The following is a 26,632-nucleotide window of genomic DNA, read 5'->3' as shown; positions in this document are numbered from 1 at the left end:
TTAGTCCATGACGATCTGCAGTTTGACATCATCAGGACGTGCCTCGACCGCGCGGTCAAAGGCCTTGATCGAATCCTCGAATGTGAAGGTTTCCGATATCAGTGGCTTCAGATCCACCCTTCCCGAGCCGAGCAGCGCGATCGAGCGCTCATATTGATGGGCGTAGCGGAACACCGTCTCTATGCGGATTTCCTTCGTCGAGGCCGTCGAGACGTCGAAACCAACAGGGTTGACCGGCAGGCCGACAGCGACGATGACGCCGCCAGGGCGCGGCAAAGCCATGATCGTCTCCCAGGCTTTTGGCGAGCCTGAGCATTCGAAGACGACATCCGCACCCCAGCCATCGGTCAGCCGGCCGACTTCCTCGGCAAGGTTCTTTTCGCGGATGTTGACCGGAATGACGCCCTGATACCGCGCAGCAATATCGAGCTTCGGCTGGGCGAGGTCGGCAACGATCGCGCGGGCACAGCCGCCGGCGAGGGCGGCGATCGCAACCATGGTGCCGATCGGACCGGCGCCAAGCACGACGGCCGTGTCGCCGGGTGCGATCTTCGCCTTGGTGGCTGCCTGCATGCCGACCGCGAAAGGTTCGACCATTGCGCCTTCGGCGAAGCTGACATTGTCCGGCAGCTTGAACGTATAATTGGCGGGGTGCACGACCTCGGGGGTCAACACGCCGTGGATCGGCGGCGTCGCCCAAAAAATGACGGCCGGATCGACATTGTACATGCCAAGCCGGCTTGCCTTGGAATTGGGATCAGGAATGCCGGGTTCCATGCAGACGCGATCGCCGACCTTCAGATGCGTCACACCGGCGCCGACCTCGATCACCGTGCCTGCAGCCTCATGGCCGAGCACCATAGGCTCATTGACGATGAAGGGGCCGATCTTGCCGTGCGTATAATAGTGCACGTCGGAGCCGCAGACACCCACGGTGTGGATCTTGATCTTCACCTGCTCGGGGCCTGTCTCCAGAGGCAGATCGATATCGCGAAGCGCGAGCTCATGCTGGCGCTCGAGTACCAGCGCACGGACTTTGGTCATGATCGGTTTCCTTCCCTATGGCTCCCATGATTCATCGGGCGCCGTTGCGCCGACTATAAGACCGCACGGGACGACAATTCAATCATCTCCAGCAGGCTTCTGCTCATTATGTGACGAAATGCTCAGATGGTTATCACCCGAAAGATAAGCTTGCCCTAAACGTCTGTATGATTCCGGAAAAGGGCGGCGAGGACTACATTACCCTCAACGACCACGACAAGCGGGAAGGAGAAAAGCGATGAAGCACGACAATGATAACGTCGGCAGAAACTTGTCTTCCACCACGCAGATGGCCAAACAGCTCCGCGATTTCTGGCGCAACCTGATGGATGAGGCTCTCGCCGCACTTCCGCAAAGCCGCCAGCGGCAGCCACTGCTTCAGCCAGTGCGGATTATTGCACGGGCACGGGATCGAAATCGCCCCTCGCAGCGTTATTAAGCATGCGCCGGCATGGTGTGGCGGGCATGACGCCCCCGGCCTTGCGGATCGGCACCTAGGGAAAGACCGTAATGAAATCGATCGCGTCATTCTGCCTGTTTGCATCCCTTCTCTTGGCCGCAGGCCAGGCGTCCGCAGCGATCGAGGAAGCATCGCTTCCGCCGCTACAGCAGGAAGAGCAGCTGGTGCCGGCCAACCTCGAGCTCACCTTTACCGGCCCTGTCGATCTTGCCCGCTCGACCGCTACGCTGCTCGATGCCCAGGGTCTCACATTGCCGATCGGCAAGCCGTTCCTTTCGGGACCGGAAGGCTCCGTCTTCAAGATTCCACTCGATCCCGCCATGGCGCCCGGTGTCTATACGCTCAACTGGCGTGTTCTCTCGATGGATGGCCACAGCGCTGAAGGCCGCTACCAGTTCCGGGTCGATCCCTGAAGCTTTCGACATTGAGCAACCCATCTATCGGGCCGCCCTAAAGCAAGCTTTGATCGCATAAAAGCATTTATAAGATTTTTATATTGATACCCTCGGCGCAATCTCGAACCTTTATGCACTTCGGCCGCATATTGATGCCCGAGAGATCGCAAAGATCATCTCCATGCCAGAAAGCATAAAGGCGCCACCTCACCGCAATGGCGCCCTTTGTCTTGTCTGACTCCAAGAATAACCAACCGGAGTCAAGATCGATGATGGATATAATTCTACTCGGCACTGCAGTCGTGTTCTTCGGACTTTGCTTTGCCTATACGCGTGCCTGCGACCGGCTTTGACAGGAGAGAACGATGACCCTCGACTATGTCCTGAGCGGTGCCGTGACCGTGTTTCTCACCGTCTACCTCACCTACGCTCTCATCCGCCCAGAACGTTTCTGACAAAACCGGCGCTTCTGATCCCGAAGCGGCCGGGTACTGAAAGTTTTCTCCATGACCCTCAACGGATGGCTTCAGATCCTGCTTTACTGCGGGATCGTCCTCGTGCTCGTCAAACCGCTCGGCGGCTATATGACACGCGTCTACAGCGGCGAGCGCACATTCCTCTCACCGGTTCTCGTTCCGATCGAACGGGGGCTTTACGCCGCCGCCGGCACCAGCGAGCGCGAGGATCAGCACTGGATGTCGTATGCCTTCGCCATGCTGATGTTCAATCTGATGGGCGTCGTCTTGCTTTATGCGATCATGCGTCTGCAGGGCGGGCTCCCTTATAATCCGGCAGGCATGACAGCCGTGCCGACAGATCTTGCTTTCAACACTGCCGTCAGCTTCCCGACGAACACCAACTGGCAGAATTACGGCGGCGAAAGCACCATGTCGTACTTGACCCAGATGATGGGTCTGACGGTGCAGAATTTCGTGTCGGCAGCGACCGGGATGGCGATCGCCGTGGCTTTCATCCGCGCCTTCTCGCGCGCATCGGGCAAGGCGATCGGCAATTTCTGGGTCGATCTTATCCGCTCCACACTCTACATTTTGCTGCCGATCTGCATTGTGCTGACGCTCGCCTATGTCTGGCTCGGCGTTCCGCAAACGCTTGGCCCCTATGTCGAAGCAACGACGCTGGAAGGCGCTAAACAGACGATCGCCATCGGCCCGGTCGCTTCTCAGCTTGCCATCAAGATGCTTGGCACCAATGGCGGCGGCTTCTTCAACGTCAACTCCGCCCATCCGTTCGAAAACCCGGACGCGATCTCAAACCTCATCCAGATGGTCTCGATTTTTGCGATCGGTGCGGCACTGACCAACGTCTTCGGCCGCATGGTCGGCAATCAGCGCCAGGGCTGGGCGATCCTGGCTGCGATGGGCATTCTCTTTATCGTCGGCGTCGGCATCACCTACTGGGCCGAAGCCGCGGGCAACCCGCTGATGCATGCCTTCGGCCTTGAGGGCGGCAACATGGAAGGCAAGGAAGTCCGCTTCGGCATCACCTTGTCCTCGCTGTTTGCGGTCATCACCACGGCCGCCTCCTGCGGCGCGGTCAATGCAATGCATGGCTCGTTCACAGCGCTCGGCGGCTTGATTCCGCTCATCAACATGCAGCTCGGCGAAATCATCGTCGGCGGTGTCGGCGCAGGCTTCTACGGCATCCTGCTCTTCATCATCGTCGCCGTTTTCGTGGCGGGTCTCATGGTCGGCCGCACCCCGGAATATCTCGGCAAGAAGATCGAGGCGAAGGAGATGAAGATGGCCGTTCTTGCCATCCTCTGCCTGCCGCTCGCCATGCTGATCTTCGCCGCGATCGCCAGCGTCCTGCCCTCGGCAGTGGCTTCGATCGGCACGGCAGGCCCGCACGGCTTCTCCGAGATCCTCTATGCCTACACGTCGGCTGCGGCCAACAACGGCTCGGCTTTCGGCGGCCTCACGGGCAACACGCCGTGGTACAACATCACGCTCGGCATCGGCATGCTCATGGGCCGCTTCCTCGTCATCATTCCGGCTCTTGCGATTGCCGGCTCGCTGGTCACGAAGAAGACGGTTCCGGCCTCGGCAGGCACCTTCCCGACGGATGGACCGCTCTTCGTCGGCCTGCTGATCGGCACGATCCTGATCGTCGGCGGTCTCACATTCTTCCCGGCACTCGCCCTTGGCCCAGTTGTCGAGCATCTGGTCATGATCGCCGGCCAGACCTTTTGAGGCTCTCCATGATTATCCGTCACAGGCTCCGAAAAGCCTTTCATCTACGTCCCGGTCTGCCGGGGCGTGGAGCTCAGCGGATGCCCCGCGCCTCCGACATCATCCTGGTGATGATGGCAGGCCTCCTCGTCGTCGTCTGCGCCATCAGAATTTTACAGGGCTGACCGGCAATCCGGTTTGCCATCCTCGTTTCAAAGCTGGAGTCTCTTATGAGCCAGGCAAAATCCGCGAGCATCCTCGATTCTCGCATCCTCATTCCGGCCGTGGGCGCTGCTTTCACCAAGCTCAACCCGCGCACTCTTTCCAAGAACCCGGTCATGTTCGTCGTGGCCACGGTTTCCGCGCTAACCACAGTCCTGTTCCTGCGCGACCTCGTTTCAGGTAACGGCAATCTCGCCTTCTCCTTCCAGATCAACCTCTGGCTCTGGTTCACCGTGCTTTTTGCCAACTTCGCCGAAGCCGTCGCCGAAGGCCGCGGCAAGGCGCAGGCAGACTCGCTGCGCAAGGCGCGCACCGAGACCCAGGCGAAGCTCCTGACCGCCAACAACGGCACCGGCTACCGCATGGTCCCTGGCACCAGCCTGAAGGTCGGCGATCTCGTTCTCGTCGAAGCTGGGGATATCATTCCCTCAGACGGCGAAGTCGTCGAGGGTGTTGCCTCCGTCAATGAAGCGGCCATCACCGGCGAATCCGCCCCTGTCATCCGTGAATCCGGCGGCGACCGCTCCGCCGTAACAGGCGGTACGCAGGTTCTTTCCGACTGGATCCGCGTGCGCATCACCGCGGCTGCAGGCTCGACCTTCCTCGACCGCATGATTTCGCTCGTCGAAGGCGCCGAACGTCAGAAGACGCCGAACGAAATCGCGCTCAACATCCTGCTTGCCGGGATGACGCTGATCTTCGTTCTCGCCACGGCAACGATCCCGAGCTTTGCGGCCTATGCCGGCGGCTCGATCCCGATCATCGTGCTCGTTGCCCTCTTCGTCACGCTGATCCCAACCACGATCGGCGCCCTGCTTTCGGCGATCGGTATTGCAGGGATGGATCGTCTCGTCCGCTTCAACGTGCTCGCCATGTCCGGCCGCGCCGTAGAAGCTGCCGGTGACGTCGACACGCTGCTGCTCGACAAGACCGGCACGATTACCCTCGGCAATCGCCAGGCCACCAGCTTCCGGCCGGTCCGCGGCGTCTCCGAACAGGATCTCGCCGATGCCGCGCAGCTTGCCTCGCTCGCCGACGAGACGCCCGAGGGCCGCTCCATCGTCGTGCTCGCCAAGGAAAAATACGCAATCCGCGGCCGCGACATGGCAAGCCTGAAGGCCACATTCGTGCCCTTCACCGCCCAGACCCGCATGAGCGGTGTCGATCTCGAAGGTTCGGCGATCCGCAAAGGTGCGGTCGATGCAGTGCTCACCTACGTCAATGGCGATGCCTCCTCGAAGAACGGCGCCGAAATCGTTCGCGAACTGCACTCGATATCAGACGAGATCGCCAAGGCCGGCGGCACGCCGCTTGCGGTTGCCCGAGACGGCAAGCTGCTCGGCGTCATCCAGCTCAAGGATATCGTCAAGGGCGGCATTCGCGAGCGCTTCAACGAGCTTCGGCGCATGGGCATCCGCACCGTCATGATCACCGGCGACAACCCGATGACGGCAGCCGCCATCGCCGCCGAAGCCGGTGTCGACGACTTTCTCGCCCAGGCAACGCCTGAAAACAAGCTGCAGCTGATCCGCGAGGAACAGGCCAAGGGCAAGCTGGTCGCCATGTGCGGCGACGGCACGAACGATGCCCCGGCTCTGGCTCAGGCCGACGTTGGTGTGGCCATGAACACCGGCACGGTCGCTGCCCGCGAAGCCGGCAACATGGTCGACCTCGACAGCGACCCGACGAAGCTCATCGAAATCGTCGAAATCGGCAAGCAGCTGCTGATGACCCGCGGCGCGCTGACGACCTTTTCGATCGCCAACGACATCGCCAAGTACTTCGCCATCATCCCGGCGATGTTCCTGACCTTCTACCCGCAGCTCGGTGTGCTCAACGTTATGGGTCTCGCCACACCGCAGAGTGCCATTCTCTCGGCGATCATCTTCAACGCGCTGATCATCATCGCGCTGATCCCGCTATCACTGAAAGGTGTGCGCTACCGTCCGATCGGTGCGGGAGCGCTGCTCTCCCGCAATCTGCTGATCTACGGTGGCGGCGGTATCATCGTCCCCTTCGTCGGCATCAAGGCAATCGACATCGTCATCACCACCGTCGGCCTCGCCTAAGGAGTAATTCAATGTTGAAAGAATTTCGTCCGGCAATCGTCATGATCGTTGCCACCACAGCCATCACCGGCCTTCTCTACCCACTTGCCATGACAGGGGTCGCCCAGGTGCTCTTCCCGGTCCAGGCAAACGGCAGTCTGATCGAAAAGGACGGCCAGGTTATCGGCTCCACGCTGATCGGCCAAGCCTTCACCAGCGACAAGTATTTCCACGGCCGCCCGTCGGCCGCAGGCGATGGCTACAATGCCGCTGCATCCTCGGGCTCCAACCTCGGCCCGACCAGCCAGAAGCTGGTCGATCGCGTGAAGGGCGACTATGACGCTGCCAAGGCAGCCAACCCGAATGCCCAGGTTCCAGCCGACCTCGTCACCGCTTCGGGCAGTGGCCTCGATCCGCATATTTCACCCGATGCCGCCTACTTTCAGGTGCCGCGTGTCGCCAAGGCGCGCGGTGTCGATGAAACCAAGGTCAAGGCGCTGGTCGATGCGGCCGTCACGGACCGCGAACTTGGCCTGCTTGGCGAGCCGACCGTCAATGTTCTGGCGTTGAACCGGGGCCTTGATGCTTCTATGAATCAGTGAAGGTCGAGAGCCCCGGAACGCGACAAGCGGACCGGGGCTTGCTCGTAAAGAAAGACCAAACCGATGCCAGACGACAACCGCGATCAGGCCGGCAGGCCCTCGCCCGATGCGCTGCTTGAAAAAGCGCGGGCGGAGGCGCGCGGGCGCCTCAAGATCTTCCTGGGTGCCGCCCCCGGCGTCGGCAAGACCTATGAGATGCTGGTCTCCGGCCGCGCCAAGGTGGCTGACGGCCTCGACGTGGTAATCGGCGTTGTCGAGACCCATGGCCGCAAAGAGACCGAGGCGCTGCTAGCCGGTTTCGAGATCGTTCCGCGTGTGAAGATCGCCTATCGCGGCCAATCGCTCGAAGAGATGGACCTCGATGCCATTCTCGCGCGCAAGCCCGATCTCGTTCTGGTCGACGAACTCGCCCACACCAATGCCGAGGGCAGCCGCCATCCGAAGCGCTATCTCGATGTCAAGGAACTGCTCGACCGCGGTATCGATGTCTATTCGACGCTGAACATCCAGCATGTGGAGAGCCTGAACGACGTCGTTTCGCAGATCACTCGCATCCGGGTGCGCGAAACCGTGCCGGATTCGGTGATCGACATGGCTGACGATATCGAGATCATCGACCTGACGCCCGACGATCTCATCAAGCGCCTGCATGACGGCAAGGTCTATGTCGCACGAACAGCCGAGCGAGCGCTAACCAACTATTTCACGCCCGGCAACCTGACGGCGCTGCGCGAACTTGCCCTGCGTAAGACTGCCCAGCGTGTCGACGATCAGTTGCTGACCCATATGCAGGCACACGCCATTTCCGGCCCGTGGGCCGCTGGCGAACGCGTGCTGGTATCGATTGACGAACATCCCCGCTCCGCGTCGCTCGTCCGCTACGCCTCTCGGATGGCGGCGCGGCTGCGAGGGCCGTGGGCGGCGGTCTATATCGAGACCAACCGGTCCATCAATCTCTCGGAAGCGCAGCGCGACACGATCGCGGCCACCTTGCGACTTGCCGAACAGCTTGGCGGCGAGGCGATTACCATTCCCGGCCGCGAAGTGGCCGAAGAGCTGGTGCGCCACGCCACCAGCAACAATGTCACCCACATCGTCATCGGCGCGCCGAAGAAGCCGACATGGCGCGAATGGTGGTGGAGCCGCTCGACGCCGGATGAGCTGATCCGCCGAGCCGGCGACATCAGCGTGCATGTCATCTCCGGCAACGACAAGGACACCGCCTCGCAACGCGGCGTCAAAGCGGCTTCAAGTGTCCCAACGCTGAATATCAGGTCCTATCTCCTCTCGACCGTCTATGTCGCGATTGCGCTGGCTGTCGGTGTGGTGCTCGATCAGGTTCTGGACGTGCGCAACCTGGCTCTCGTCTTCCTGATGGCCGTCTTGACCTCGGCCGTCATCCATGGCCTGAGGCCGGCGCTCTATACCTGTATCGTCAGTGCCCTCTCCTTCAATTTCTTCTTCCTCCCGCCGCGCTATACGCTGACGATTAGCGACCCTGAAAGCGTGCTGGCGCTCTTCTTCTTCCTCGGCGTCGCCATCATCGCCTCCAATCTGACCGCAACCGTGCAGCGGCAGGCAGCGGCAGCCCGACAAAGGGCGCGAACGACGGAAGACCTCTATCTGTTTTCCAAGAAGCTTGCCGGCACCGGCACGCTGGACGACGTTCTCTGGGCAACCGCCTTCCAGATCGCCTCCATGCTCAAGGTGCGCGTGGTTCTGCTCTTGCCGGAGGATAATTCCATCGCCGTCAAGGCCGGATACCCGCCCGACGATACGCTCGACGACGCCGATATTGCCGCCGCGCGTTGGGCCTGGGAGCACAATCATGCCGCCGGTCGTGGCGCCGACACTCTGCCCGGCGCCAAGCGTCTCTATGTACCACTGCGCACCGGCCGCACCGCCGTCGGCGTCATCGGTCTCGACAGCGACCGCCGTGACGGCCCGCTGCTGACGCCCGAGCAGCAGCGCCTTCTGGACGCGCTCGCCGACCAGGCGGCCCTCGCCATCGAACGCGTGCAGCTCGTTGCCGATGTCGACCGGGCGAAACTTGCGGCGGAAGCAGACCGCCTGCGTTCGGCGCTGCTGACTTCGATCTCGCATGATCTGAAGACACCGCTTGCAGCGATCCTCGGCGCGTCCGGCACGCTGCGCGACTATTTCGATTCCATGTCGGCCGACGACCGCACGGACCTTCTCTCGACTGTCGTCGATGAATCCGAACGGCTCAACCGCTTCATCGCCAACCTGCTCGACATGACGAAGATCGAATCCGGCGCTATGGAACCGAATTACGCGCTGCACTATGCCGGCGACATCGCCGGCAGCGCGTTGCGCCGTGCCGCCAAGATTCTCGACCGTCACAAGACGGAAATGACGATCCCCACCGATCTGCCCATGGTCCGCGTCGATCCCGTTCTCTTCGAACAGGTCCTCTTCAACCTGCTCGACAATGCGGCCAAATACGCGCCGGAAGGCTCCGTCATCCGCATAGAGGGTTGGGCGGATGCCGACAACGTCGTCGTACAGGTCTCCGACGAAGGGCCCGGCATTCCCCCTGCAGACCTCACCCGTATTTTCGACACCTTTTATCGTGTGCGCAAGGGCGATCAGGTGCGCGCCGGCACCGGCCTCGGCCTCTCCATATGCCGGGGCTTCATCGAGGCGATGGGTGGCACGATCACTGCCAGCAACCGAATGGGCCGGTCCGGCGCTGTCTTCACCATCCGCCTTCCCAAACCGAATGACATTCCCAAACTGGATGAACTCAAATGACTGGTTCAGCCGTCAAGATTCTCGTCGTCGACGACGAGCCCCCGATTCGCAAACTCTTACGTGTCGGCCTCACCGCGCAGGGCTATGAAGTCCATGAGGCGCCGAATGCTGGTGCAGCCCGCCAGTCGGTCAAGGACGACCAGCCAGATCTCATCGTGCTCGATCTCGGCCTTCCCGACATGCCAGGCCATGACCTTCTGCAGGAATGGCGCGAGGACGGGCTCACCATGCCGGTCGTCATCCTGTCGAGCCGCACCGACGAGGCGGGCATCGTCAAGGCGCTGGAAACCGGCGCCGATGACTATGTCACGAAGCCCTTCGGCATCAACGAGCTCGGCGCCCGCATCCGCGTGGCGCTGCGCCACCGGCTGCAACAGCAGGGAGAAAAGGCGATCTTCCAGACGGGTGGCCTGTCGATCGATCTCGTCAAGCGCATCGTCAAAGTTGACGGCAAAGAAATTAAGCTGTCGCCGAAGGAATACGACATCCTGCGCGTGCTCGCCCAGCATGCCGGCAAGGTGCTAACACATCAATTTCTTCTGAAACAGGTGTGGGGCCCGGCAGCGGACGTGCAATATCTGCGCGTCTACGTGCGCCAGCTGCGGCAAAAGGTCGAGCAGATTCCCGACCAGCCACACTATATCACCACCGAGACCGGCGTCGGCTATCGGCTCCGCGAGCCTGACTGATACGCGCCGAAAACAGCATCGAGAAAGAAATGAACCTCTCCAATATCATCCGGCCGGAGCACACTTTCATCGGCCTGTCGGTGACGACTAAGTGGCGCGCGCTGCAGGCGATATCCGAAAAGGCCGGCAAAGCCTTCGACATTGACGGTCAGGCCGTCCTGAAGGCACTTGAATCCCGCGAGAAGCTCGGCTCCACCGGTATCGGCAACGGCATTGCGGTTCCGCATGCGGCTATCGACGGTATGACGAGCCCCCGTGGTCTGCTGATCCGTTTCGCTCAACCGCTGGATTTCGATGCGATCGACGATATCCCGACAGACATGGCCTTCGTGCTGCTCTTCGGGGAAAACAATCGCGGGGAATATTTGAACGTGCTTGCCGCGATCGCCCGCAGGCTTCAATCGGAGGGCGTCTTGGCCGCCATGCGCAAGGCCAGAAGCGTCGATGAATTCTATTCGGATTTCATCGCCGATTCGCGCGTGTGAGTAAAATTCGTTTCGCGCTTTCGACCTTCTCCCCGCCGTAGCGGGGGGAAGGCAAATCGAGAACAGGGGCCGCGTCGGGCAGCCCTTTATTAGAAGTCGCGCTGCAGACGCAGGAAACCGAAGGTTTCGTCGTCGCCGTCTTCTTCGTCGTGGTACTGAACGCTGACCTTACTGCGCAGGTTTTCAGCGATCTGGTAGTCGACGGTAACACCCGTGGTGTAGGCGCTGCCGCCGGTGAAGTCACCGTTGGCATCGAGATCGATCTTGTCGAAGTACTGGAAGGCCGGGGTAACGGCCCACTTGTCGGTGAGCTTGACCTTGTACTCGGCAGCGACCGTCCATTCGGACTCTTCATAGTAGTAGTTAGCGCCGCTAGCCCAGATGCCAGCGAGGCCGAGGGTGCCGGGACCGATGTCGGCATACAGGATTGCGCGGATGGCGCCTTCCTCGTTGTCGGTATCGTAGCTGCCGAGCAGGTAGCCGCTGAATGCGCCGCTCTTGAAGGAAACCTGGGCTGCGACGCCGAAGTTGTTCGGGCCTTCGCCATCCTTCTCGACATAGTCTTCTTCAAGTTCGTCGAGCGAGATACCGGCTGCGAAGCGGTCCGTCTCGTACTGATAACGGATCGAGTTGTGGGTCGTCTCATTGCTCGAGAGCGTGTCCGTCTCGCCGCTCAGATCGTCATCCCACCAACTGTACTGCTTACCAACGCGGAAGCCGGCAATGTCGATGTAGCCTTCATCGAGCGTGGTCTTCTGGTCGGTGGCGTTGTCAGCGTTGGTACGCAGCGTGATAACGCCCGTGAGCGTGCCATACTCGGTGTCGTTCTTGGTCTGGAAGGTGACCTGACCACGGGTAACGGCATCCCAGTCAGAGTCGTTGGCATCCCGGCCGCCAGCGTTCTGGCTGACATTAAGCTGGAAACGGATGTAGCCTTCGATCTTCAGGCAGGTTTCCGTGCCCGGGATGTAGAAGTAGCCAGTCCCGTAGGCGTCGCAAACGCGAACATATTCTACGGGCTCCGGCTCGGCGGCGACGATAGCGTCGGCTGCATGTGCTCCGGAAACCGCTGCAAGGGCGGCAACGGAGCCAAAAAGGATAGTTTTAATAGACATCAGAAAGACCTTTTACGGTTAGTAAAGAGGCAGGCAATGCTTCAAGGACACCCCCACCGTCGGTCGCCGAATCCCAACGACCGGAAGTCCATGTAGGCACTCGAAAACGTCAACGCTGTAAAAGATGACCAAAAATCGACACACCAATGTCACTTTCGCGATGGAACTGTGGCAGAAAAAACACAATTGCGACGAGGTGCCATAATTGGCCGCGGCCAACGGCAGGACGTCTCATTCGCAAACGTCTGGTGAAAATGGGATGGCTTTCTAAGGTTGGCCCCCGGAACCGGAACAATCTTCGTTTCATTATACGACCTAGTTGATAGAGTTTAGCGTATAAACACGGAGGGTTTCCATGCAGGCTTTAAGGTTCACCCGGCTCGTTGCGGCCGCGGTCGTGGCAGGCAGTTTTGCGATCGGCAGCGTCGCACCTGCATTCGCCGATCAGACGCTTCTCAACGTATCCTATGATCCGACGCGCGAATTGTATAAGGATTTCAACGTTGCCTTTGCCGCCAAGTGGCAGAAGGACACCGGTGAAACCGTGACGATCCAGGCATCGCACGGCGGTTCCGGCGCCCAGGCCCGCTCCGTCATCGACGGCCTGGAAGCCGATGTCGTGACGCTCGCCCTCGAAGGCGATATCGATGCCATCGCCAAGAAGACCGGCAAGATCCCGGCCGACTGGAAGACCAAGTTCCCGAACAATTCAACCCCCTACACTTCGACGATCGTCTTCCTCGTGCGCAAGGGCAACCCGAAGGGCATCAAGGATTGGGGCGACCTGGTCAAGGAGGACGTGCAGGTCATCACGCCGAACCCGAAGACGTCGGGCGGCGCTCGCTGGAACTTCCTGGCTGCCTGGGCATGGGCAAAACAGGCCAATGGCGGCGACGACGGCAAGGCGCAGGAATATGTGGCGAAACTGCTGCAGCACGTTCCGGTTCTTGATACTGGCGCTCGTGGTGCTACGACCACCTTTGTCCAGCGTGGCCTCGGCGATGTCCTGCTCGCGTGGGAAAACGAAGCCTATCTCTCGCTCGAGGAACTCGGCCCAGACCAGTTCGAGATCGTGACTCCCACCTTCTCGATCCGCGCTGATCCGCCTGTTGCAATCGTCGATGGCAACGTCGACAAGAAGGGCACACGCAAGGTCGCGGAAGCCTATCTGAACTACCTTTATTCGGATGAAGGCCAGAAGATCGCGGCAAAGCATTATTACCGGCCGATCAAGCCGGAAGCAGCCGATCCGGCCGACATTGCCCGCTTCCCGAAGCTGACGCTCGCCACGATTGACGACTTCGGCGGCTGGAAAGAAGCACAGCCGAAATTCTTCGGCGATGGCGGCGTATTTGACCAGATCTACAAGCCGGCCCAATAATAGGTCTTATGAGCGCACATAACCCCACACGGTGGCGGTTCAAGCGGCCGAGCGTCATTCCGGGTTTCGGACTGGCGCTCGGCCTTACCTTGATCTGGCTTACCCTTATCGTCCTTATCCCGCTGTCTGGCCTCGCCTGGCGGTCGAGCGCACTCGGCTGGGAGAAGTTCTTCGGCATTGCATTCGACCAGCGGACGCTGAGCGCGCTGCGCATCAGCTTCGGCTGCGCCTTCATCGCCGCCTGTCTCAATGTCGTCTTTGGCGTTATCCTTGCCTGGGTGCTGGTGCGTTACCGGTTCCCCGGCAAACGCGTCATCGATGCCATGGTGGACCTGCCCTTCGCCTTGCCGACAGCTGTCGCCGGCATCGCATTGACCACGCTCTATGCTCCGAACGGCTGGGTCGGGCAGTTCCTGACGCCACTCGGCATCAAGATCGCCTTCACGCCGGCTGGCATTGTCGTCGCCCTCATCTTCGTCGGCCTGCCCTTCATCGTGCGAACGGTCCAGCCGGTCATGGAAGAGATCGACAAGGAGGTGGAGGAGGCTGCCGCCACGCTCGGCGCCAATCGCTTCCAGACAATCGCACGCGTGCTGCTGCCGGGCCTTGCGCCTGCGGTCCTGACGGGTTTCGCTCTCGCCTTCGCCCGCGCGGTCGGCGAATATGGCTCGGTCATCTTCATTGCCGGCAATCTGCCGTTCAAATCGGAAATTGCCCCTCTGCTGATCGTTATCAAGCTCGAAGAATACAACTACGCGGCAGCGACCGGCATTGCGGCGATCATGCTGATTATCTCCTTCACGATGCTGCTTGTCATCAATCTCATCCAGAGCTGGAGCAGGCGGAGGTACGGTTATGGCGTCTAATGCTACCGCAACCGTTTCGACCGCAGAGCCGCACAAGGTTCATTCGGCTGTCACCGAAAGCAAGGTCGCCCGTATCACGCTGGTCGTCGTCGCGCTCGTCTTCCTGCTCTTGATCCTGCTCCTGCCGCTTGCGGCCGTCTTCGTCGAGGCCTTCCGCAAAGGTGCCGGCGCTTTCTTCACAGCCCTTCAGGACGCCGAAACCTTCTCGGCGATCCGCCTGACGCTGATCGTCGCCGGCGTCAGCGTGCCGCTGAACCTCGTCTTCGGCATCGCCGCTGCCTGGGCGATCGCCAAGTTCGAATTCAAAGGCAAGGCGTTCCTGACCACGCTGATCGACCTGCCCTTCTCGGTCTCACCTGTTATCTCGGGCCTGGTCTTCGTGCTGCTCTTCGGCGCCAACACCTGGCTCGGCCAATGGCTGAGTGCCAATGACATCAAGATCCTGTTTGCAGCGCCGGGGCTGATCCTCGCCACCATGTTCGTCACTTTCCCCTTCGTTGCACGTGAGCTCATTCCGCTCATGCAGGAACAGGGAACGCAGGATGAAGAGGCAGCCCTTTCGCTTGGCGCAAGCGGCTGGCAGGCCTTCTGGCACGTCACGCTGCCGAACATCAAATGGGGCCTGCTCTATGGAGTGCTGCTCTGCAACGCCCGCGCCATGGGTGAGTTCGGCGCCGTGTCGGTTGTATCAGGCCATATTCGCGGGCAAACCAACACGATGCCGTTGCAGGTGGAAATCCTCTACAACGAATATAACTTCACCGGAGCCTTTGCGGTCGCTTCGCTTCTGGCCTTGCTTGCCCTCGTCACGCTTGTTTTGAAGACGCTACTGGAAATGCGCTATAGCGCGGAAATCGCCGCCAGCCGGCGGCACTGAAGGAACTAGCATGGAAGTACGCGTCCAAAACCTACGCAAGGAATTCGATCGCTTTCCGGCGCTGCACGATGTCTCGCTCGACATCCGCTCGGGAGAACTGATCGCACTGCTCGGCCCCTCAGGCTCTGGCAAGACCACGCTGCTGCGCCTCATCGCCGGCCTCGAAAGCCCGACCGATGGTCTGATTTTCTTCGGCGACGAAGATGCATCGAGAAAGACAGTCCAGCAACGCAATATCGGCTTCGTGTTCCAGCACTATGCGCTTTTCCGCCATATGACGGTGCTCGACAACGTCTCCTTCGGCCTGAAGGTGCGCAGTGCATCGCGCCGTCCGCCGAAGGCAGAGATTCGCAAACGGGCGCTGGAACTGCTCGATCTCGTACAGCTTTCAGGCCTTGAAAAACGCTATCCAGCGCAGCTTTCTGGAGGCCAGCGCCAGCGCGTGGCGCTGGCCCGCGCCATGGCCGTGGAGCCGAATGTCCTGCTGCTCGATGAGCCCTTCGGCGCGCTCGATGCGCAGGTGCGCAAAGACCTGCGCAAATGGCTGCGCGAAATCCATGATCGCACCGGCCACACCACCGTCTTCGTCACCCACGATCAGGACGAAGCGATGGAGCTCGCCGACCGCGTCGTCGTCATGAGCCAGGGTGCGATTGAGCAAGTTGGCACGCCGGATCAGGTCTACGACAGCCCCAATTCACCTTTCGTCTTCGGCTTCGTAGGCCAGTCCAACTGCCTGCAGGTGGAGGTCGCCGGCGGCGATATCCGCTTCGAAGGCCGTTCGCTCGGTCTCAACGCCGAGGGCGAAGCTGATGGCGCTGCGCAGCTCTATTTCCGCCCGCACGATGTCCGGCTTTGCGAATCCGCCGAAAACTGCATTGCCGGCCAACCGATCGCAAGCCGGCGCGTCGCTGGCACTCGCCATATCGAACTCGATATCGGTAAGGAGCGGCCGCATATCGAAATCGAACTTCCGCCGAGCGAAGCCGACAGGTTGGATCGCTTACGCGTCGCCTTCAAGCCGACTCGCTGGAAGCTCTTCCGGAATTGATATCGCCGCAATACCGGTTCCCGCCAGAATCGTATTTCAGCGGGAACCCTTTGTTATTTTTGTTATCTCCGGTTGTTTGTATTTTTGTCACATGCCGGGTAAAACGTTTTCGCTGAATCGAAAAGGGCTGGACTAATTCCAATAGGAGGCACCTGGCGTTGAGGGCGGAGATTTCCTTTGGAAAATCCCTGGTTGGGATTTTATTCGTAGGACTAGCAGCCGCAAGCTGCACAACCACACCGAAACCGGCGGCAGCGCCGGTCAAAGCCAAGCAGAAACAGGCTCAGTCGGCAAAAGTCACTTTCAATTATACCACCAAGGATCGCGACTGCCTCAAGCGAGCGATGTATTTCGAATCGCAGCATTCGGACGAGGCTGGCTATCTGGCCGTCGGCAGTGTGATCATGAACAGGCTGACCTCCGGCGCCTATGCCGACTCCATCTGCGGCGTCGTGGCCCAGAAGAAGCAGTTTGCGCCAGGCGTCATGACCCGCGAGGTCAAGCCGCAGGCCGAACCTGAACTTACGACAGCGGCTGATGCGGTCCTGAAGGGCGAGCGTCATCCAGCCGTGGGAGATGCGATGTTCTTCCACACCGCGGGATTGAAATTTCCCTACAATAACATGCACTATGTGACGGTAGCGGGCGGCAACGCCTTCTACGAAAAGCGCGACGAAAATGGCACGCTCGAAACGCCGCCACCACTGCCGTCCTACGAAGTCGCAATGAACTATGTCCCCGGCGAGAGCATGCTGCCGCCACAGTTCGAGATGCTGATTCCGTCGGAGGTTCCGGTACCTATCCCATCTCCCGACCCAGCGGCGACGGCAAGCATCAACCCGATGCCGATGCCCGCAGCGGCGACGGCAATCGAGCCTGAACCCGGCACACCGATCGCCATCCCAACACCGCGCCCTGCCTATGACAGCGTGATGTTGCGGCCAAGCATTCCGGCAGACGGCGGCTGATCCTGGAGGGAGGAGCGCTAGGCGCGCTCTTCCCAGACCTTCGCAAGCTCCACGATCGTTCTGACAGCCTTTTCCATATCCTGGCGGCTGATCCATTCGAGTGGCGAGTGGAAAGCGTGACCGCCAGCGAAAATGTTGGGACACGGCAGGCCCATGAAGGAAAGACGCGAGCCGTCGGTGCCGCCGCGGATGCTGCCGCGCACCGGCGTCATACCCGCCCGGCGCACCGCCTCGACTGCGTTCTCGACGATCTCGGGATGACGGTCGAGCACCACCTTCATATTGCGGTACTGTTCCTTCACGTCGAAATCATAGGTCGAGCCCGGATAAGCTTTCATCACATCCTTGACGATCGCTTCGAGCATGGCCTCCTTTTCGGTCAGACCCTCGTTTGTGAAATCGCGGATGATAAGGCTGATTGCGGTCTTTTCCATCGAGCCGGCCACTCCTGTAGGATGAATGAATCCGTGCCTTCCCTCCGTCGCCTCCGGCGCGATCTCCTTCGGTAGCCGGTCGATGATCGCGCCGGCGATCTTGATGGCGTTTTCCATCCGGTCCTTGGCAAAACCCGGATGGATTGCTACGCCTGTGATAACAATATCGACGCTATCTGCCGAAAAGGTCTCGTCCTCGATATGGCCGGCGGTTTCGCCGTCCATCGTATAGGCGAAATCCGCGCCGAGCTTCTCCAGGTCGACCTTGTTGACCCCACGACCGACTTCTTCGTCCGGCGTGAACAGGATCTTGATCGGCCCGTGTTTGATCTCACGATTGTCGACGAGGACCTGGGCCGCAGTCATGATTTCTGCCAGGCCAGCCTTGTCGTCGGCGCCGAGCAAGGTCGTCCCATCGGTGGTAACGATATCGTTGCCGATCTGGTTTTTCAGCTCGGGATGTTCCGACACGCGGATCACCCGGCTCGGATCACCGGGAAGCTGGATATCCCCGCCCGCATAAGCCTTCACCATCTGCGGCTTGACGTTCTTGCCGGTGAAGTCAGGCGCAGTGTCCATGTGCGAGCAGAAGCAGATGACCGGCACGCTCTTGTCGGTATTGGCCGGAATCGTCGCATAAACATAACCATGCTCATCGAGATGAGCATCCGAAAGGCCGATCTCCAGGAGCTCGGCGACCAGAACCTGGCCGAGATCCTTCTGTTTTTCGGTGGTCGGCTGCGTGGATGAGGCGGGATCGGATTGGGTGTCGATGACGACGTAGCGGAGAAAACGGTCGAGAACAGTGTCTGTCATAATATCCATTCCAGCATGATCAACGTTCGATCATATAGCCATCGGAGGCCCTGTGATGAAAGGTCTTTTCCGCTTGTGACGGATTGCATCGCATCCGCCCCGAGCCGGGCTATCGCCTTTGCCGGCTCAATCGATGCGATTGCCTTCACCATTGAACACATGCAGGTGTTTGGCCGGAAAAGCGACATTGACCGTCGGTCCCGCGCTCAGCGCATCACGATCAAGCGTGAAGATCTTGAACGGCAGGCCGTGCAGAGAGAGATGCAGGATTATGCCGAAGCCTGTCGGTTCGACGAGTTCGACATCGGCGGCAATCCCGACCCCATCGTTCGTCATCACGACATGTTCGGGCCGGATGCCGAGGGTCACCTTTTCGCCTGTCGATAAAGACAATGATGTGTCGAGTGGCACGATCGTGCCGTCCTTCAGCTTCACGCCGCCTGGCTCATAGCTCGCATCGAGGAAGTTCATGCCTGGCGAGCCGATGAAACCCGCCACGAAGAGATTGGCGGGGCGGTCATAAAGTTCCAAGGGGCTGCCGACCTGCTGCACGACCCCGCCATGCATGGCGACGATCCGGTCCGCCAGCGTCATCGCCTCGATCTGGTCGTGGGTTACGTAGATCGAGGTCGCCTTGAGGTCGCCATGCAGTTTCTTGATCTCGGCGCGCATCTGCTCGCGCAGGCGCGCATCGAGGTTCGACAGCGGCTCGTCAAACAGGAAGGCTTTCGGCTGGCGCACGATGGCGCGGCCCATGGCGACGCGCTGCCGCTGACCGCCCGAGAGTGCCTTCGGCCGGCGCTCCAGCAACGGATCGAGGCCGAGCTTCGTCGCGGCGCTGGCCACCGCGCTGGCGATCTTTTCCTTCGCCGTCTTTCTGAGCTTCAGGCTGTAGCTCATATTGCCGGCGACATTCATATGTGGATAGAGCGCGTAGGATTGGAACACCATGGCGATGTCGCGGTCCTTCGGATGCAGCTCGTTGACGCGATTGCCGGCGATGCGGATCTCGCCGCCCGTCACGTCTTCCAGGCCCGCGATCATGCGCAGCAGCGTAGACTTGCCGCAACCGGACGGGCCGACGAGGACGACGAATTCGCCGTCCTTGATCTCCAGATCGACGCCATGCAGCACCGGGAAATGACCGTAGGATTTCTTGATATTCTTGATGTCGATCGATGCCATGTGACTAACCCTTGACCGCGCCGGCCGTCAGGCCCTGGACGAGATAACGCTGGATGAGCAGGAAGAAGAGGCCGGCCGGAATGAGCGCCATGATGCCTGCAGCCATCATCTGCCCGAAATCTACGGAGAATTTCGAAACGAAGGTGAGAAGACCGACCGGGAAGGTCGCCGCGTCATTGCCGTTGATCAGCATCAGTGCGAAAAGCAGCTCGCTCCACGCCGCGGTGAAAACGAAGCCGAGGGTTGCCGCGATGCCGGGCAAGGTCAGCGGCAGGATGATTTGCCGGAAGGCCATGAATTGGGTGGCCCCATCAATCATGGCCGCCTCTTCGAGATCCTTCGGAATGCCGTCGAAGAAGGACTGCATCAGGAAGGTCGCGAAGGGCACGTTGAAGGCGGTGTAGACAATGACGAGGCCGGTCAGGCTGTTCGTAAGATGCAGCGGCGACAAGATCTTGAAGATCGGCGCCACCAGCATGACGAGCGGAAACATCTGCGTCAGCAGCATCAGCGCCACGATCCAGTATTTTGCACGGAAATTGAAACGCGACAGCGCATAACCCGACAGCGACGCGCAGATCGTCACCGCTACCGCGGTTGAGGCGGAAACGATGACGCTGTTCTTGAAGAAGGTCGGGAAGGCGCTGTGCTGCAGCACGAAACTATAGTGCTCCCAAGTGGTCCGCGACGGCCACATGCGAACACCCTCGGTATAGAGCAGGTCATTCGGCGTTACCGAGACCTTCAAGAGCCAAAAGAGCGGGAAAAGCGCGAAGACGACATAGACGAGGATCGCCAGACGATGCGCGATGACGGGGAGAATGGTTCGTCTCATGGCTCAATCCTTGGACAGCAGGCTCTGCCGCAGCAGGATGATCAGCATGGAATAGGCGAGAAGCAGGACCAGCAGCACCAGCGCAATCGCCGAGGCATAGCCGAAATCGAGCCGCTTGAAGGCCTGGGTGAAGATGTAGCTCGCGACAATCTGCGTCCTGTCCGCCGGGCCGCCGCCGGTCATGACGACGATGAGATCGGCGAAATTCGAAATCCAGACGGTGCGCAGCATGACGGTAATGGCAATGGTCGGCGCCAGAAACGGCAAGGTGATCGACCAGAAGCGCTGGAACCAGCCGGCGCCATCGATCGAGGCCGCTTCATAAAGATCGCGCGGGATCGCCTGCAGGGCTGCAAGCAGCGTGATGGCAAAGAAGGGAATACCCCACCAGACATTGGCGATGATCGGGCCCCACATCGCATATTGCGGATCGGAGAGAATATTGCCCGGCTCACTCATCAGCCCGAGCCCAAAGAGCCAGTGCGGGATCGGCCCGATGACCGGATTGAAAAGCCAGGCCCAGTTTAGGCCGGCAAGGAATGACGGTACGGCCCAAGGCAGGAAAACGAGCGCCTGGATCACACCCCTGCCCCAGAACGGCTTGTCGAGCAGGAGGGCGAGGATCAGGCCGAAGATGAATTGCAGGATGACGGAAGCGCCGGTCCACCAGAGCGTATTCTTCAGCGCGCCATAGAAGGCCTTGTCCTGTGCAAGCTCGCGGAAATGCTCGATCCCGACGAAGCCACCGGAAAAAGGATTGAGAAGCTGGATATCGCGGAAGGCATAGGAAACGCCGACCACCAGCGGGACCAGCATGACCGCAATGATCAGGATCAACGAGGGCGCGCTATAGAGATAAGGCTCCGAGGCATCGGCCAGGCGGCGCAGCCATGGCCGGCGGTCGTGGCGCATCTCGAGCGTGTCGGCGGTGATAGTCATTTACCCGATACTTCCCCTTGCGGCACTTCTGCGCGCCGTCTGTCGTTGCATGAGCGGCGGCGGAAGATCTCCGCCGCCGTTTGCGATTTTGGCCTTACTTCTTAGCGAGGAACTTCTGTTGCGCCTTGGTGAGGTAGTCGGCCCACTGATCGGCAAGATCCTTGGCCGAGATGTCGCCGAGCAGCGCCTGCTGCGAGGTCTTGATCGCCATGGAATCCTTGAAGAAGGCGAATTCCTCTAGGTAGGTCGGCATGACGGTCGGGACCGTATTCTTGTCGGCAAGCTCCTCGAACCAGCCCTTGAACTGGTCACCAGCGTAGAACGGATCCTTCTCGGCCGCCGTATAGGCCGGCAGGGCGCCGATCTTCTTGTTCCACTCGATATTGCCTTCAGGCCCTTCGAGCGTGGCGATCAGCTTCCAGGAAAGATCCTTGTTCTGGCTCGTCGTGAACATCGACCAGCCGCCGTAACCAATGGTCGGATAGGACTTGCCGGCGGGACCCTTCGGCAGCGGAATGACGCCGAAATCGTCCTTCTTCATGCGCTCGGCAATCGCGATCAGCGCGTCGGGATCTTGGTCGAGGAAGGCGCAGGTGCCGGAATAGAAGCCGGCGACGACTTCGTTGAAGCCCCAGTTGACGCTGTCCTTCGGCGCATAGCCCTTCTTATAGAGGTCGACCATCCACTCGATGCCCTTTGCCCAGCCTTCGCTGTTCATGGTCGAGGTGCCATCCTCCTTGAAGTACTTGTTGTCGCCGGCCATGGAGGCGGCGAAGATCATCCAGCCGTTCAGGCCGCCCGGACCACCACGCATGCAGTAGCCGTATTTGCCCGGCAATTTGGAGACGGCTTCAGAGGCCTTGGTGAAATCCTCCATGGTCTTCGGCGGTTCCTTCACGCCGGCTTCCGCGAGCAGCTTCTTGTTGTAGAACATGGCGCGCAGATAGAAGCCGTAAGGCAGCATGTATGCCGTGTTCTTGACATCGCGGCCGAGTTCGAGCGCACGCGGCGTCAATTCCTTGGTGTGCTCCCATTTTGCAAGGTAGGGCTCGAGGCTTTCGAGCATGCCGTTATTGGCATAGAGCGACAGCCAGGTATCGGGCATTTCCATCACGTCGGGCACATCGCCGGCCGAGACCATAGTCGCGAACTTCTGGAAGGCTTCGTTCCAGGGCAGCGAGATGATGTCGACCTTGGTGCCGGGATTGGCGGCTTCGAACTTGCCGACAATCGATTTCAGCGTTTCGGTGCGCTCCGGGCTGGTAATGACTTCGACAAGCTTGAGCGTCGTGTCCGCAAAAGCCGTACCCGCCATCATCGTGGCAAAGAGCGTTGAAAGAATAAGCTTTTTCATTTTTGGTTCCCCTCCGTAGTTGTTGTGAGGTTTCGGTTAAGAGGCGACGGCAATCGCCTCCTCGATATCCCTCCACAGGGCCTCGGTTCCTTCGAGGCCAATGTGAAGGCGCACAGATCGCGGGCTGATGCCGAAAGCTTGTGCGGAATTCGGCTGTGCCTTCTGCTGCAGCACAACTTCGCCCGGTACGATCAGGCTTTCATGCCCACCCCAGCTGACACCCAGTTTGAAAAGCTTGAGGTGGTCCGCGAAGGCTCTGATGTCGATTCCTTCGCGGAATATGAACGAGAAAAGACCCGACGTGCCGTTGAGGCCGGCGGGCAGGCGGTTGGCGAGGCCCGGATGGCAGACCTGCTCGACCACGTCGAGCGCCTGCAGGCGCTGCGCGATCGTCATGGCCGCCGCCTCATGCGCCCGCATGCGCAAAGGCAGGGTCCGCAAGCCGCGGATCAGCAGCCAAGCGTCAAAGGGCGACAACTTGCCGCCGAGATAAGGATAGGATTCGGCCTTGATGCGGGCGATCATCTCCTTCGAACCGGCAACAACACCGGCAACGACATCGCTGTGGCCGCCGAGATATTTGGAGGCGGAATGGATGACGAGGTCGACGCCGAGCGTTACCGGCCGCTGAAAGAACGGACTCGCCCAGCTATTGTCGATCATGGTGACGACGCCATGGTTCTTGGCGAGTGCGGCGAGCGCGCCGACATCATGGGCTTCCATCACCCAGCTCGTCGGGCTCTCCATATAGAAGACTTTGGCGCCTGGCAGCGCCTTGGCAATGGCCTCTTCATCACGGCCGTCGACATAGGTCACCTCGACCTTCATGCGCTTCAGGATCGTGCCGAACAGGCGGAAGGCATCGGGATAGACATGCTTGACCGCGACGATGCGGTCGCCCGGCTCCACGAAGCTCAGTACCGCAGAGGAGATTGCCGCCATGCCGCTTGCAAAACCCAAAGCATCCTCGGCACCTTCGAGCTTTGCCAGCATCTCCTCGAACATACGCACGGTCGGGTTGAGGCCACGCGTATAGATCGGCCGCACCTTTTCGCCGCGATAGGAGGCGATCATGTCATCGTAGTCGGAGAAGGTGAAAAGCGAGGTTTGGAAAATCGGCGGGACGACTGCTTCTGCGAAGTTGCCTTCGTCATGAGCGGTGATCAGCGAGGCAAGGTCGAACGGTTCGAGGCCGTCAGTCATCGGGACATTTCCTTGATGTCTTCCTCGACCACGTCGAGGATTTTCAGTGTCTCACGCCGCGCCGCCTCGGTGTCCTGGGCGGCAATCGCGTTGAAAAGGGTTCGGTGGAAGGGAAAGGAGCGGCGGGCAAAATCCTGCCGGTCAAAGGGATGCGACCAAAAACGCTCGAAGGTTTCGCGCATCTGCTCCAGCAGTTGCCGAAACAACGGATTGTGCGTGGCGTCATAGACAGCGAGGTGGAAAGCAAGGTCTTCCGGCCCGGACGTACCCTTGGCAATATGCACCCGCTCCATTTCGTCGAGCTTTTCCTCGATGATCGCGAGATCTCTGGCAGTTCGCCGCCGGGCGGCCACCATGCCGGCTTCGCATTCGATACCGCGGCGAACCTCAAGCGTCTGTAAAAGTGCGTCACGCTGGTGCGTCGTATCGAGCGACAGCGGCATGTGGACCGTATCTCGGGAAACCGGTTTCAGCAGATAAGTTCCGCTGCCCTTGCGCGTCTCGATGACGCCGAGCGCTTGAAAATGCCGGATTGCCTCGCGAATGGTAGACCGCCCGACGGCAAGCGCTGCCATCAATTCACGCTCCGCCGGCAGTCGGTCGCCCGCCTGAAGCCGGGCATCCTCGACATAGTGCGCCAGCGCTTCCGTCACCTGACGGGCGCGGTCCATCGCCGGAAGCGGCCGGATCACCGGCCTGTCGCTACCATTTGCCTTCATGTTCCCCAAGTTCTCTTATTCAGGTAGCCGACCGTAAAATTGGTCTGACATCTTAGCATTTCTCAAAGATGGAGAGGCGTCAAGTCATACTGTTTGACGTCGCAGGATATCTTCGCCAAGGGACTGATCAGCTTGGAGTATCGTATCCAAGCAATGCGAAATCACGAACGTACTCCAGGTGGCAGGGCGAACCACCCGCCAAATGGAGGAATTGCAAGGCGGCTTTCTTAGGCGAAGCGGGTCGCTGCTCGTGCCCGCGCTTTCGCGGCTACTTCGTCGCGGTCGCGAGGAGGCTGAGAGGTCTCCAGCGAGTTAAGCAGCTCCCTGGCGCATTTCGCGATCGATACCACCGCGTGTTCAAAAGCCGCCTCATTGCGTTTTGATGGCCTGTTGGTACCGCTCAACTTGCGTACGAATTGAAGCGCCGCATCATGGATTTCCTCGTCCGTCGCTGGGGGATCGAAGTTGAATAGGGGCTTGATATTTCGGCACATGCCTTGCTTTCCTTTTTCGTCACTCCGCCGCTTCAAACGGCTACGTGGTATAAAAGCTAGTTCCGTGAGCGCTCATTGCAACGGACTAGGCCACCGATCCCGTTAAGTGGACGGCCGTCTGAAACGGCTCCCATGAGAAGATCTTCAAGCTCGCTTCTAACACGACCTCTATAAAGGCGGAGCCGCCCACGTCTACCGACTGCTTGCGAACTCAACCGATGATATTTCGACTGACCAATCCAGTTCCTGTGGCGTCAATTTATCCGGCAAAGTCTGCAGGCCTCGGTATTGGTTTAGCGCCCAGCAGTCGTCATAGGTGCCACCAGGCTCGATGATTTTGTAGCTTGTGAGGTGGTCGGAATAATACTCAATACTGAAGCCGCGACGTTTTGCGATCAGCCGGAAGCGGACGACATTCACCTGCTGCCGAGAGCCGTTGAAAAGCCGAACGAAAACTGGCCTGGCGGGATCTGGGCATCCCTTAGTTCCACTGCTCAGCCTTCTACCGAGGCACTCGATCCATCGCGGTTTGTTTTGCTGGAAGTAGATGAAGGTCGCAACAACGCCGCCCACGACCACCACTCCGGTGAGGGTAAGCAGCGTCGGCTTTGGAAACAGAAAGAAAAAGACGATAACGATGACCACCGCGACTATCAGTAAAATCATATGGCGGGTCTCGTTTCTCTACCTTTGTGCCGTCCAAAAGGACGACGTGATATGAGGCCTTTGTCATCGCCCAACTCTTGGCCGCTTGAATTAGTCGCGAACGCGATGTTTTGGCGTCTCAACATGTAGGTGTTTGCTGGTTGATCTTCCAGCCAGTTGTGGGCGATCAAGCGTCTGCTGGAGCGAGGCATTACTTGACCCCGGCATGCAGAGACATGATTTTTCCTTTTTCATTGGGATGATAGTTATAGGCGGCGCAGTAACAACCGACGAAGGTCACAGGCAGATCCCATGGTTTTAATGCGATGGATGACATACGGCTTCGCAACTGCGTTTCTTCTTGCCAGCATTGCCGATGTCGTCGCGGCAGATGAGCCGGATCCCTTTGACCAGTTCAATGAACGCTGCCTCAACCGGGGAACGGATTATCAACGAGCGGTCGCCTTAGCAAAGGAACGGGATTGGCCAGCACTGGCGGAGGATATGACTAGCAGTCTGGTGCCGATGGAAAATCCCGTCGCGTTGGAGGGCTGGAATTTGAGCGCCGGCGAAGACGTACCATTCCGGGCGCTGGTAGTGGCACGGGCGTCCGTCGGCGACAATACCGTCGAAAGCTGCACCATGGCGTTCGCGGAGATCGATGCTGCGGCCTTCGAACGACGCCTGGTCAGCGAGACGCATGCTCAAGCGTCCGGAGAAGGGAATGGACAGGGGCGCGCCAGAAAGTTCTTCAAAGCATCGTCCCCATAGCGCCGGGAAGCGATTACGCTCGACCTGCCACTTTACCCGAACGGAAGCGACGAGGTCATCGTCAGCGTTG

26 protein-coding genes are annotated in these 26,632 nt (G+C 59.8%); 15 read left to right on the top strand and 11 right to left on the bottom strand.

The window, feature by feature from the left end:
- Window positions 1-1,044 carry an NAD(P)-dependent alcohol dehydrogenase gene (locus FHT78_RS09185; protein WP_183742746.1) on the bottom strand — a complete coding sequence of 348 codons (1,044 nt, stop codon included), beginning with the start codon at window positions 1,042-1,044 and terminating at the stop codon, window positions 1-3.
- Between the two features lie 238 nt (window positions 1,045-1,282).
- Here FHT78_RS09185 and FHT78_RS09180 point away from each other — a divergent pair, with 238 nt between their 5' ends.
- The 9 genes from FHT78_RS09180 to FHT78_RS09140 all read left to right on the top strand — a co-directional run bounded on the left by FHT78_RS09180 (window position 1,283) and on the right by FHT78_RS09140 (window position 10,909).
- A complete protein-coding gene (locus tag FHT78_RS09180) occupies window positions 1,283-1,483 on the top strand; it encodes a hypothetical protein (RefSeq protein WP_183742744.1) in 201 nt (66 codons plus the stop codon).
- A 71-nt stretch (window positions 1,484-1,554) separates the two neighbouring features.
- A complete protein-coding gene (locus tag FHT78_RS09175; RefSeq protein ID WP_183742741.1) occupies window positions 1,555-1,917 on the top strand; it encodes a copper resistance CopC family protein in 363 nt (120 codons plus the stop codon).
- A 347-nt stretch (window positions 1,918-2,264) separates the two neighbouring features.
- On the top strand, window positions 2,265-2,354 hold the full coding sequence (locus FHT78_RS09170; protein ID WP_007825856.1) for a K(+)-transporting ATPase subunit F: 90 nt from the start codon (window positions 2,265-2,267) through the stop codon (window positions 2,352-2,354).
- A gap of 51 nt (window positions 2,355-2,405) precedes the next feature.
- Entirely contained in the window at window positions 2,406-4,109 is a 1,704-nt protein-coding gene (gene kdpA / locus FHT78_RS09165; protein WP_183742739.1) for a potassium-transporting ATPase subunit KdpA, read from the top strand.
- 209 nt (window positions 4,110-4,318) lie between these two features.
- Window positions 4,319-6,379 (top strand): potassium-transporting ATPase subunit KdpB, encoded by a 2,061-nt coding sequence (kdpB, locus tag FHT78_RS09160; RefSeq protein WP_183742737.1) that lies wholly within the window; start codon window positions 4,319-4,321, stop codon window positions 6,377-6,379.
- An 11-nt stretch (window positions 6,380-6,390) separates the two neighbouring features.
- Entirely contained in the window at window positions 6,391-6,960 is a 570-nt protein-coding gene (gene kdpC / locus FHT78_RS09155) for a potassium-transporting ATPase subunit KdpC (protein ID WP_183742736.1), read from the top strand.
- A gap of 63 nt (window positions 6,961-7,023) precedes the next feature.
- Window positions 7,024-9,735 (top strand): sensor histidine kinase KdpD, encoded by a 2,712-nt coding sequence (locus FHT78_RS09150; protein WP_183742734.1) that lies wholly within the window; start codon window positions 7,024-7,026, stop codon window positions 9,733-9,735.
- Complete coding sequence (locus tag FHT78_RS09145) at window positions 9,732-10,424, top strand: response regulator transcription factor (protein ID WP_113430669.1); 693 nt, start codon at window positions 9,732-9,734, stop codon at window positions 10,422-10,424. Before FHT78_RS09150 ends, FHT78_RS09145 begins: the two co-directional genes overlap by 4 nt.
- Before the next feature lie 29 nt (window positions 10,425-10,453).
- The gene (locus FHT78_RS09140) at window positions 10,454-10,909 is read left to right on the top strand and encodes a PTS sugar transporter subunit IIA (protein WP_183742732.1); all 456 of its coding nucleotides are present in this window, start codon (window positions 10,454-10,456) and stop codon (window positions 10,907-10,909) included.
- A gap of 89 nt (window positions 10,910-10,998) precedes the next feature.
- Here the strand turns inward: FHT78_RS09140 and FHT78_RS09135 are convergent, their stop codons facing one another.
- Window positions 10,999-12,024 (bottom strand): porin, encoded by a 1,026-nt coding sequence (locus FHT78_RS09135; RefSeq protein ID WP_183742730.1) that lies wholly within the window; start codon window positions 12,022-12,024, stop codon window positions 10,999-11,001.
- 355 nt (window positions 12,025-12,379) lie between these two features.
- On the opposite strand from FHT78_RS09135, the gene FHT78_RS09130 reads away from it, so the two are divergent.
- The 5 genes from FHT78_RS09130 to FHT78_RS09110 all read left to right on the top strand — a co-directional run bounded on the left by FHT78_RS09130 (window position 12,380) and on the right by FHT78_RS09110 (window position 17,167).
- Window positions 12,380-13,405: a sulfate ABC transporter substrate-binding protein gene (locus tag FHT78_RS09130; RefSeq protein ID WP_183742729.1), complete on the top strand. Its 1,026-nt coding sequence runs from the start codon at window positions 12,380-12,382 to the stop codon at window positions 13,403-13,405.
- Window positions 13,406-13,413: 8 nt separating this feature from the next.
- The gene (cysT, locus tag FHT78_RS09125) at window positions 13,414-14,271 is read left to right on the top strand and encodes a sulfate ABC transporter permease subunit CysT (RefSeq protein WP_183742727.1); all 858 of its coding nucleotides are present in this window, start codon (window positions 13,414-13,416) and stop codon (window positions 14,269-14,271) included.
- Window positions 14,261-15,148, top strand: coding sequence for a sulfate ABC transporter permease subunit CysW (gene cysW, locus FHT78_RS09120; protein ID WP_183742725.1), 888 nt, complete (start codon window positions 14,261-14,263; stop codon window positions 15,146-15,148). The genes cysT and cysW overlap by 11 nt, the downstream gene beginning before the upstream one ends.
- Window positions 15,149-15,158: 10 nt before the next feature.
- Window positions 15,159-16,199, top strand: a complete 1,041-nt coding sequence (locus FHT78_RS09115; protein WP_183742723.1) for a sulfate/molybdate ABC transporter ATP-binding protein — start codon at window positions 15,159-15,161, stop codon at window positions 16,197-16,199.
- Window positions 16,200-16,357: 158 nt separating this feature from the next.
- Window positions 16,358-17,167, top strand: a complete 810-nt coding sequence (locus tag FHT78_RS09110) for a cell wall hydrolase (RefSeq protein WP_183742721.1) — start codon at window positions 16,358-16,360, stop codon at window positions 17,165-17,167.
- A 17-nt stretch (window positions 17,168-17,184) separates the two neighbouring features.
- Here the strand turns inward: FHT78_RS09110 and pepT are convergent, their stop codons facing one another.
- The 9 genes from pepT to FHT78_RS09065 form a co-directional block, all read right to left on the bottom strand.
- Entirely contained in the window at window positions 17,185-18,417 is a 1,233-nt protein-coding gene (gene pepT / locus FHT78_RS09105) for a peptidase T (RefSeq protein WP_183742719.1), read from the bottom strand.
- A 126-nt stretch (window positions 18,418-18,543) separates the two neighbouring features.
- Entirely contained in the window at window positions 18,544-19,602 is a 1,059-nt protein-coding gene (ugpC, locus tag FHT78_RS09100) for a sn-glycerol-3-phosphate ABC transporter ATP-binding protein UgpC (protein ID WP_183742717.1), read from the bottom strand.
- Window positions 19,603-19,606: 4 nt separating this feature from the next.
- A complete protein-coding gene (locus tag FHT78_RS09095) occupies window positions 19,607-20,437 on the bottom strand; it encodes a carbohydrate ABC transporter permease (protein WP_183742715.1) in 831 nt (276 codons plus the stop codon).
- Between the two features lie 3 nt (window positions 20,438-20,440).
- Window positions 20,441-21,376, bottom strand: coding sequence for a sugar ABC transporter permease (locus FHT78_RS09090; protein WP_183742713.1), 936 nt, complete (start codon window positions 21,374-21,376; stop codon window positions 20,441-20,443).
- A 94-nt stretch (window positions 21,377-21,470) separates the two neighbouring features.
- On the bottom strand, window positions 21,471-22,730 hold the full coding sequence (locus FHT78_RS09085) for a sugar ABC transporter substrate-binding protein (protein ID WP_183742711.1): 1,260 nt from the start codon (window positions 22,728-22,730) through the stop codon (window positions 21,471-21,473).
- A 36-nt stretch (window positions 22,731-22,766) separates the two neighbouring features.
- On the bottom strand, window positions 22,767-23,933 hold the full coding sequence (locus FHT78_RS09080; RefSeq protein WP_183742708.1) for a PLP-dependent transferase: 1,167 nt from the start codon (window positions 23,931-23,933) through the stop codon (window positions 22,767-22,769).
- Window positions 23,930-24,652 carry a FadR/GntR family transcriptional regulator gene (locus FHT78_RS09075; protein ID WP_183742707.1) on the bottom strand — a complete coding sequence of 241 codons (723 nt, stop codon included), beginning with the start codon at window positions 24,650-24,652 and terminating at the stop codon, window positions 23,930-23,932. Before FHT78_RS09075 ends, FHT78_RS09080 begins: the two co-directional genes overlap by 4 nt.
- 227 nt (window positions 24,653-24,879) lie before the next feature.
- Window positions 24,880-25,146 carry a DUF2277 domain-containing protein gene (locus FHT78_RS09070; RefSeq protein ID WP_183742705.1) on the bottom strand — a complete coding sequence of 89 codons (267 nt, stop codon included), beginning with the start codon at window positions 25,144-25,146 and terminating at the stop codon, window positions 24,880-24,882.
- Window positions 25,147-25,338: 192 nt separating this feature from the next.
- The gene (locus FHT78_RS09065; protein WP_183742703.1) at window positions 25,339-25,812 is read right to left on the bottom strand and encodes a hypothetical protein; all 474 of its coding nucleotides are present in this window, start codon (window positions 25,810-25,812) and stop codon (window positions 25,339-25,341) included.
- Window positions 25,813-26,121: 309 nt separating this feature from the next.
- Between FHT78_RS09065 and FHT78_RS09060 the strand changes: the two genes are divergently transcribed.
- Entirely contained in the window at window positions 26,122-26,562 is a 441-nt protein-coding gene (locus FHT78_RS09060; RefSeq protein WP_246715211.1) for a hypothetical protein, read from the top strand.
- Window positions 26,563-26,632: the final 70 nt, after the last annotated feature.

This window comes from Rhizobium sp. BK196 (assembly GCF_014193255.1).
GTDB lineage: Bacteria > Pseudomonadota > Alphaproteobacteria > Rhizobiales > Rhizobiaceae > Rhizobium.
The sequence above is the reverse complement of the archived record's forward strand: the minus strand, read 5'-3'. Positions and strand labels throughout refer to the sequence as shown.

Excerpts from the sequence above, each read along its gene's own strand:
- FHT78_RS09130 (WP_183742729.1), top strand. The coding sequence starts at position 12,380 with ATGCAGGCTTTAAGGTTCACCCGGCTCGTTGCGGCCGCGGTCGTGGCA.
- FHT78_RS09085 (WP_183742711.1), bottom strand. The coding sequence starts at position 22,730 with ATGAAAAAGCTTATTCTTTCAACGCTCTTTGCCACGATGATGGCGGGT.
- FHT78_RS09175 (WP_183742741.1), top strand. The coding sequence starts at position 1,555 with ATGAAATCGATCGCGTCATTCTGCCTGTTTGCATCCCTTCTCTTGGCC.
- FHT78_RS09145 (WP_113430669.1), top strand. The coding sequence starts at position 9,732 with ATGACTGGTTCAGCCGTCAAGATTCTCGTCGTCGACGACGAGCCCCCG.
- FHT78_RS09185 (WP_183742746.1), bottom strand. The coding sequence starts at position 1,044 with ATGACCAAAGTCCGTGCGCTGGTACTCGAGCGCCAGCATGAGCTCGCG.
- FHT78_RS09070 (WP_183742705.1), bottom strand. The coding sequence starts at position 25,146 with ATGTGCCGAAATATCAAGCCCCTATTCAACTTCGATCCCCCAGCGACG.
- FHT78_RS09140 (WP_183742732.1), top strand. The coding sequence starts at position 10,454 with ATGAACCTCTCCAATATCATCCGGCCGGAGCACACTTTCATCGGCCTG.
- cysW (WP_183742725.1), top strand. The coding sequence starts at position 14,261 with ATGGCGTCTAATGCTACCGCAACCGTTTCGACCGCAGAGCCGCACAAG.
- FHT78_RS09060 (WP_246715211.1), top strand. The coding sequence starts at position 26,122 with ATGACATACGGCTTCGCAACTGCGTTTCTTCTTGCCAGCATTGCCGAT.
- kdpB (WP_183742737.1), top strand. The coding sequence starts at position 4,319 with ATGAGCCAGGCAAAATCCGCGAGCATCCTCGATTCTCGCATCCTCATT.
- FHT78_RS09095 (WP_183742715.1), bottom strand. The coding sequence starts at position 20,437 with ATGAGACGAACCATTCTCCCCGTCATCGCGCATCGTCTGGCGATCCTC.
- kdpA (WP_183742739.1), top strand. The coding sequence starts at position 2,406 with ATGACCCTCAACGGATGGCTTCAGATCCTGCTTTACTGCGGGATCGTC.
- FHT78_RS09170 (WP_007825856.1), top strand. The coding sequence starts at position 2,265 with ATGACCCTCGACTATGTCCTGAGCGGTGCCGTGACCGTGTTTCTCACC.
- FHT78_RS09080 (WP_183742708.1), bottom strand. The coding sequence starts at position 23,933 with ATGACTGACGGCCTCGAACCGTTCGACCTTGCCTCGCTGATCACCGCT.
- kdpC (WP_183742736.1), top strand. The coding sequence starts at position 6,391 with ATGTTGAAAGAATTTCGTCCGGCAATCGTCATGATCGTTGCCACCACA.
- pepT (WP_183742719.1), bottom strand. The coding sequence starts at position 18,417 with ATGACAGACACTGTTCTCGACCGTTTTCTCCGCTACGTCGTCATCGAC.
- FHT78_RS09065 (WP_183742703.1), bottom strand. The coding sequence starts at position 25,812 with ATGATTTTACTGATAGTCGCGGTGGTCATCGTTATCGTCTTTTTCTTT.
- FHT78_RS09090 (WP_183742713.1), bottom strand. The coding sequence starts at position 21,376 with ATGACTATCACCGCCGACACGCTCGAGATGCGCCACGACCGCCGGCCA.
- ugpC (WP_183742717.1), bottom strand. The coding sequence starts at position 19,602 with ATGGCATCGATCGACATCAAGAATATCAAGAAATCCTACGGTCATTTC.
- FHT78_RS09180 (WP_183742744.1), top strand. The coding sequence starts at position 1,283 with ATGAAGCACGACAATGATAACGTCGGCAGAAACTTGTCTTCCACCACG.
- FHT78_RS09075 (WP_183742707.1), bottom strand. The coding sequence starts at position 24,652 with ATGAAGGCAAATGGTAGCGACAGGCCGGTGATCCGGCCGCTTCCGGCG.
- FHT78_RS09150 (WP_183742734.1), top strand. The coding sequence starts at position 7,024 with ATGCCAGACGACAACCGCGATCAGGCCGGCAGGCCCTCGCCCGATGCG.
- cysT (WP_183742727.1), top strand. The coding sequence starts at position 13,414 with ATGAGCGCACATAACCCCACACGGTGGCGGTTCAAGCGGCCGAGCGTC.
- FHT78_RS09135 (WP_183742730.1), bottom strand. The coding sequence starts at position 12,024 with ATGTCTATTAAAACTATCCTTTTTGGCTCCGTTGCCGCCCTTGCAGCG.
- FHT78_RS09115 (WP_183742723.1), top strand. The coding sequence starts at position 15,159 with ATGGAAGTACGCGTCCAAAACCTACGCAAGGAATTCGATCGCTTTCCG.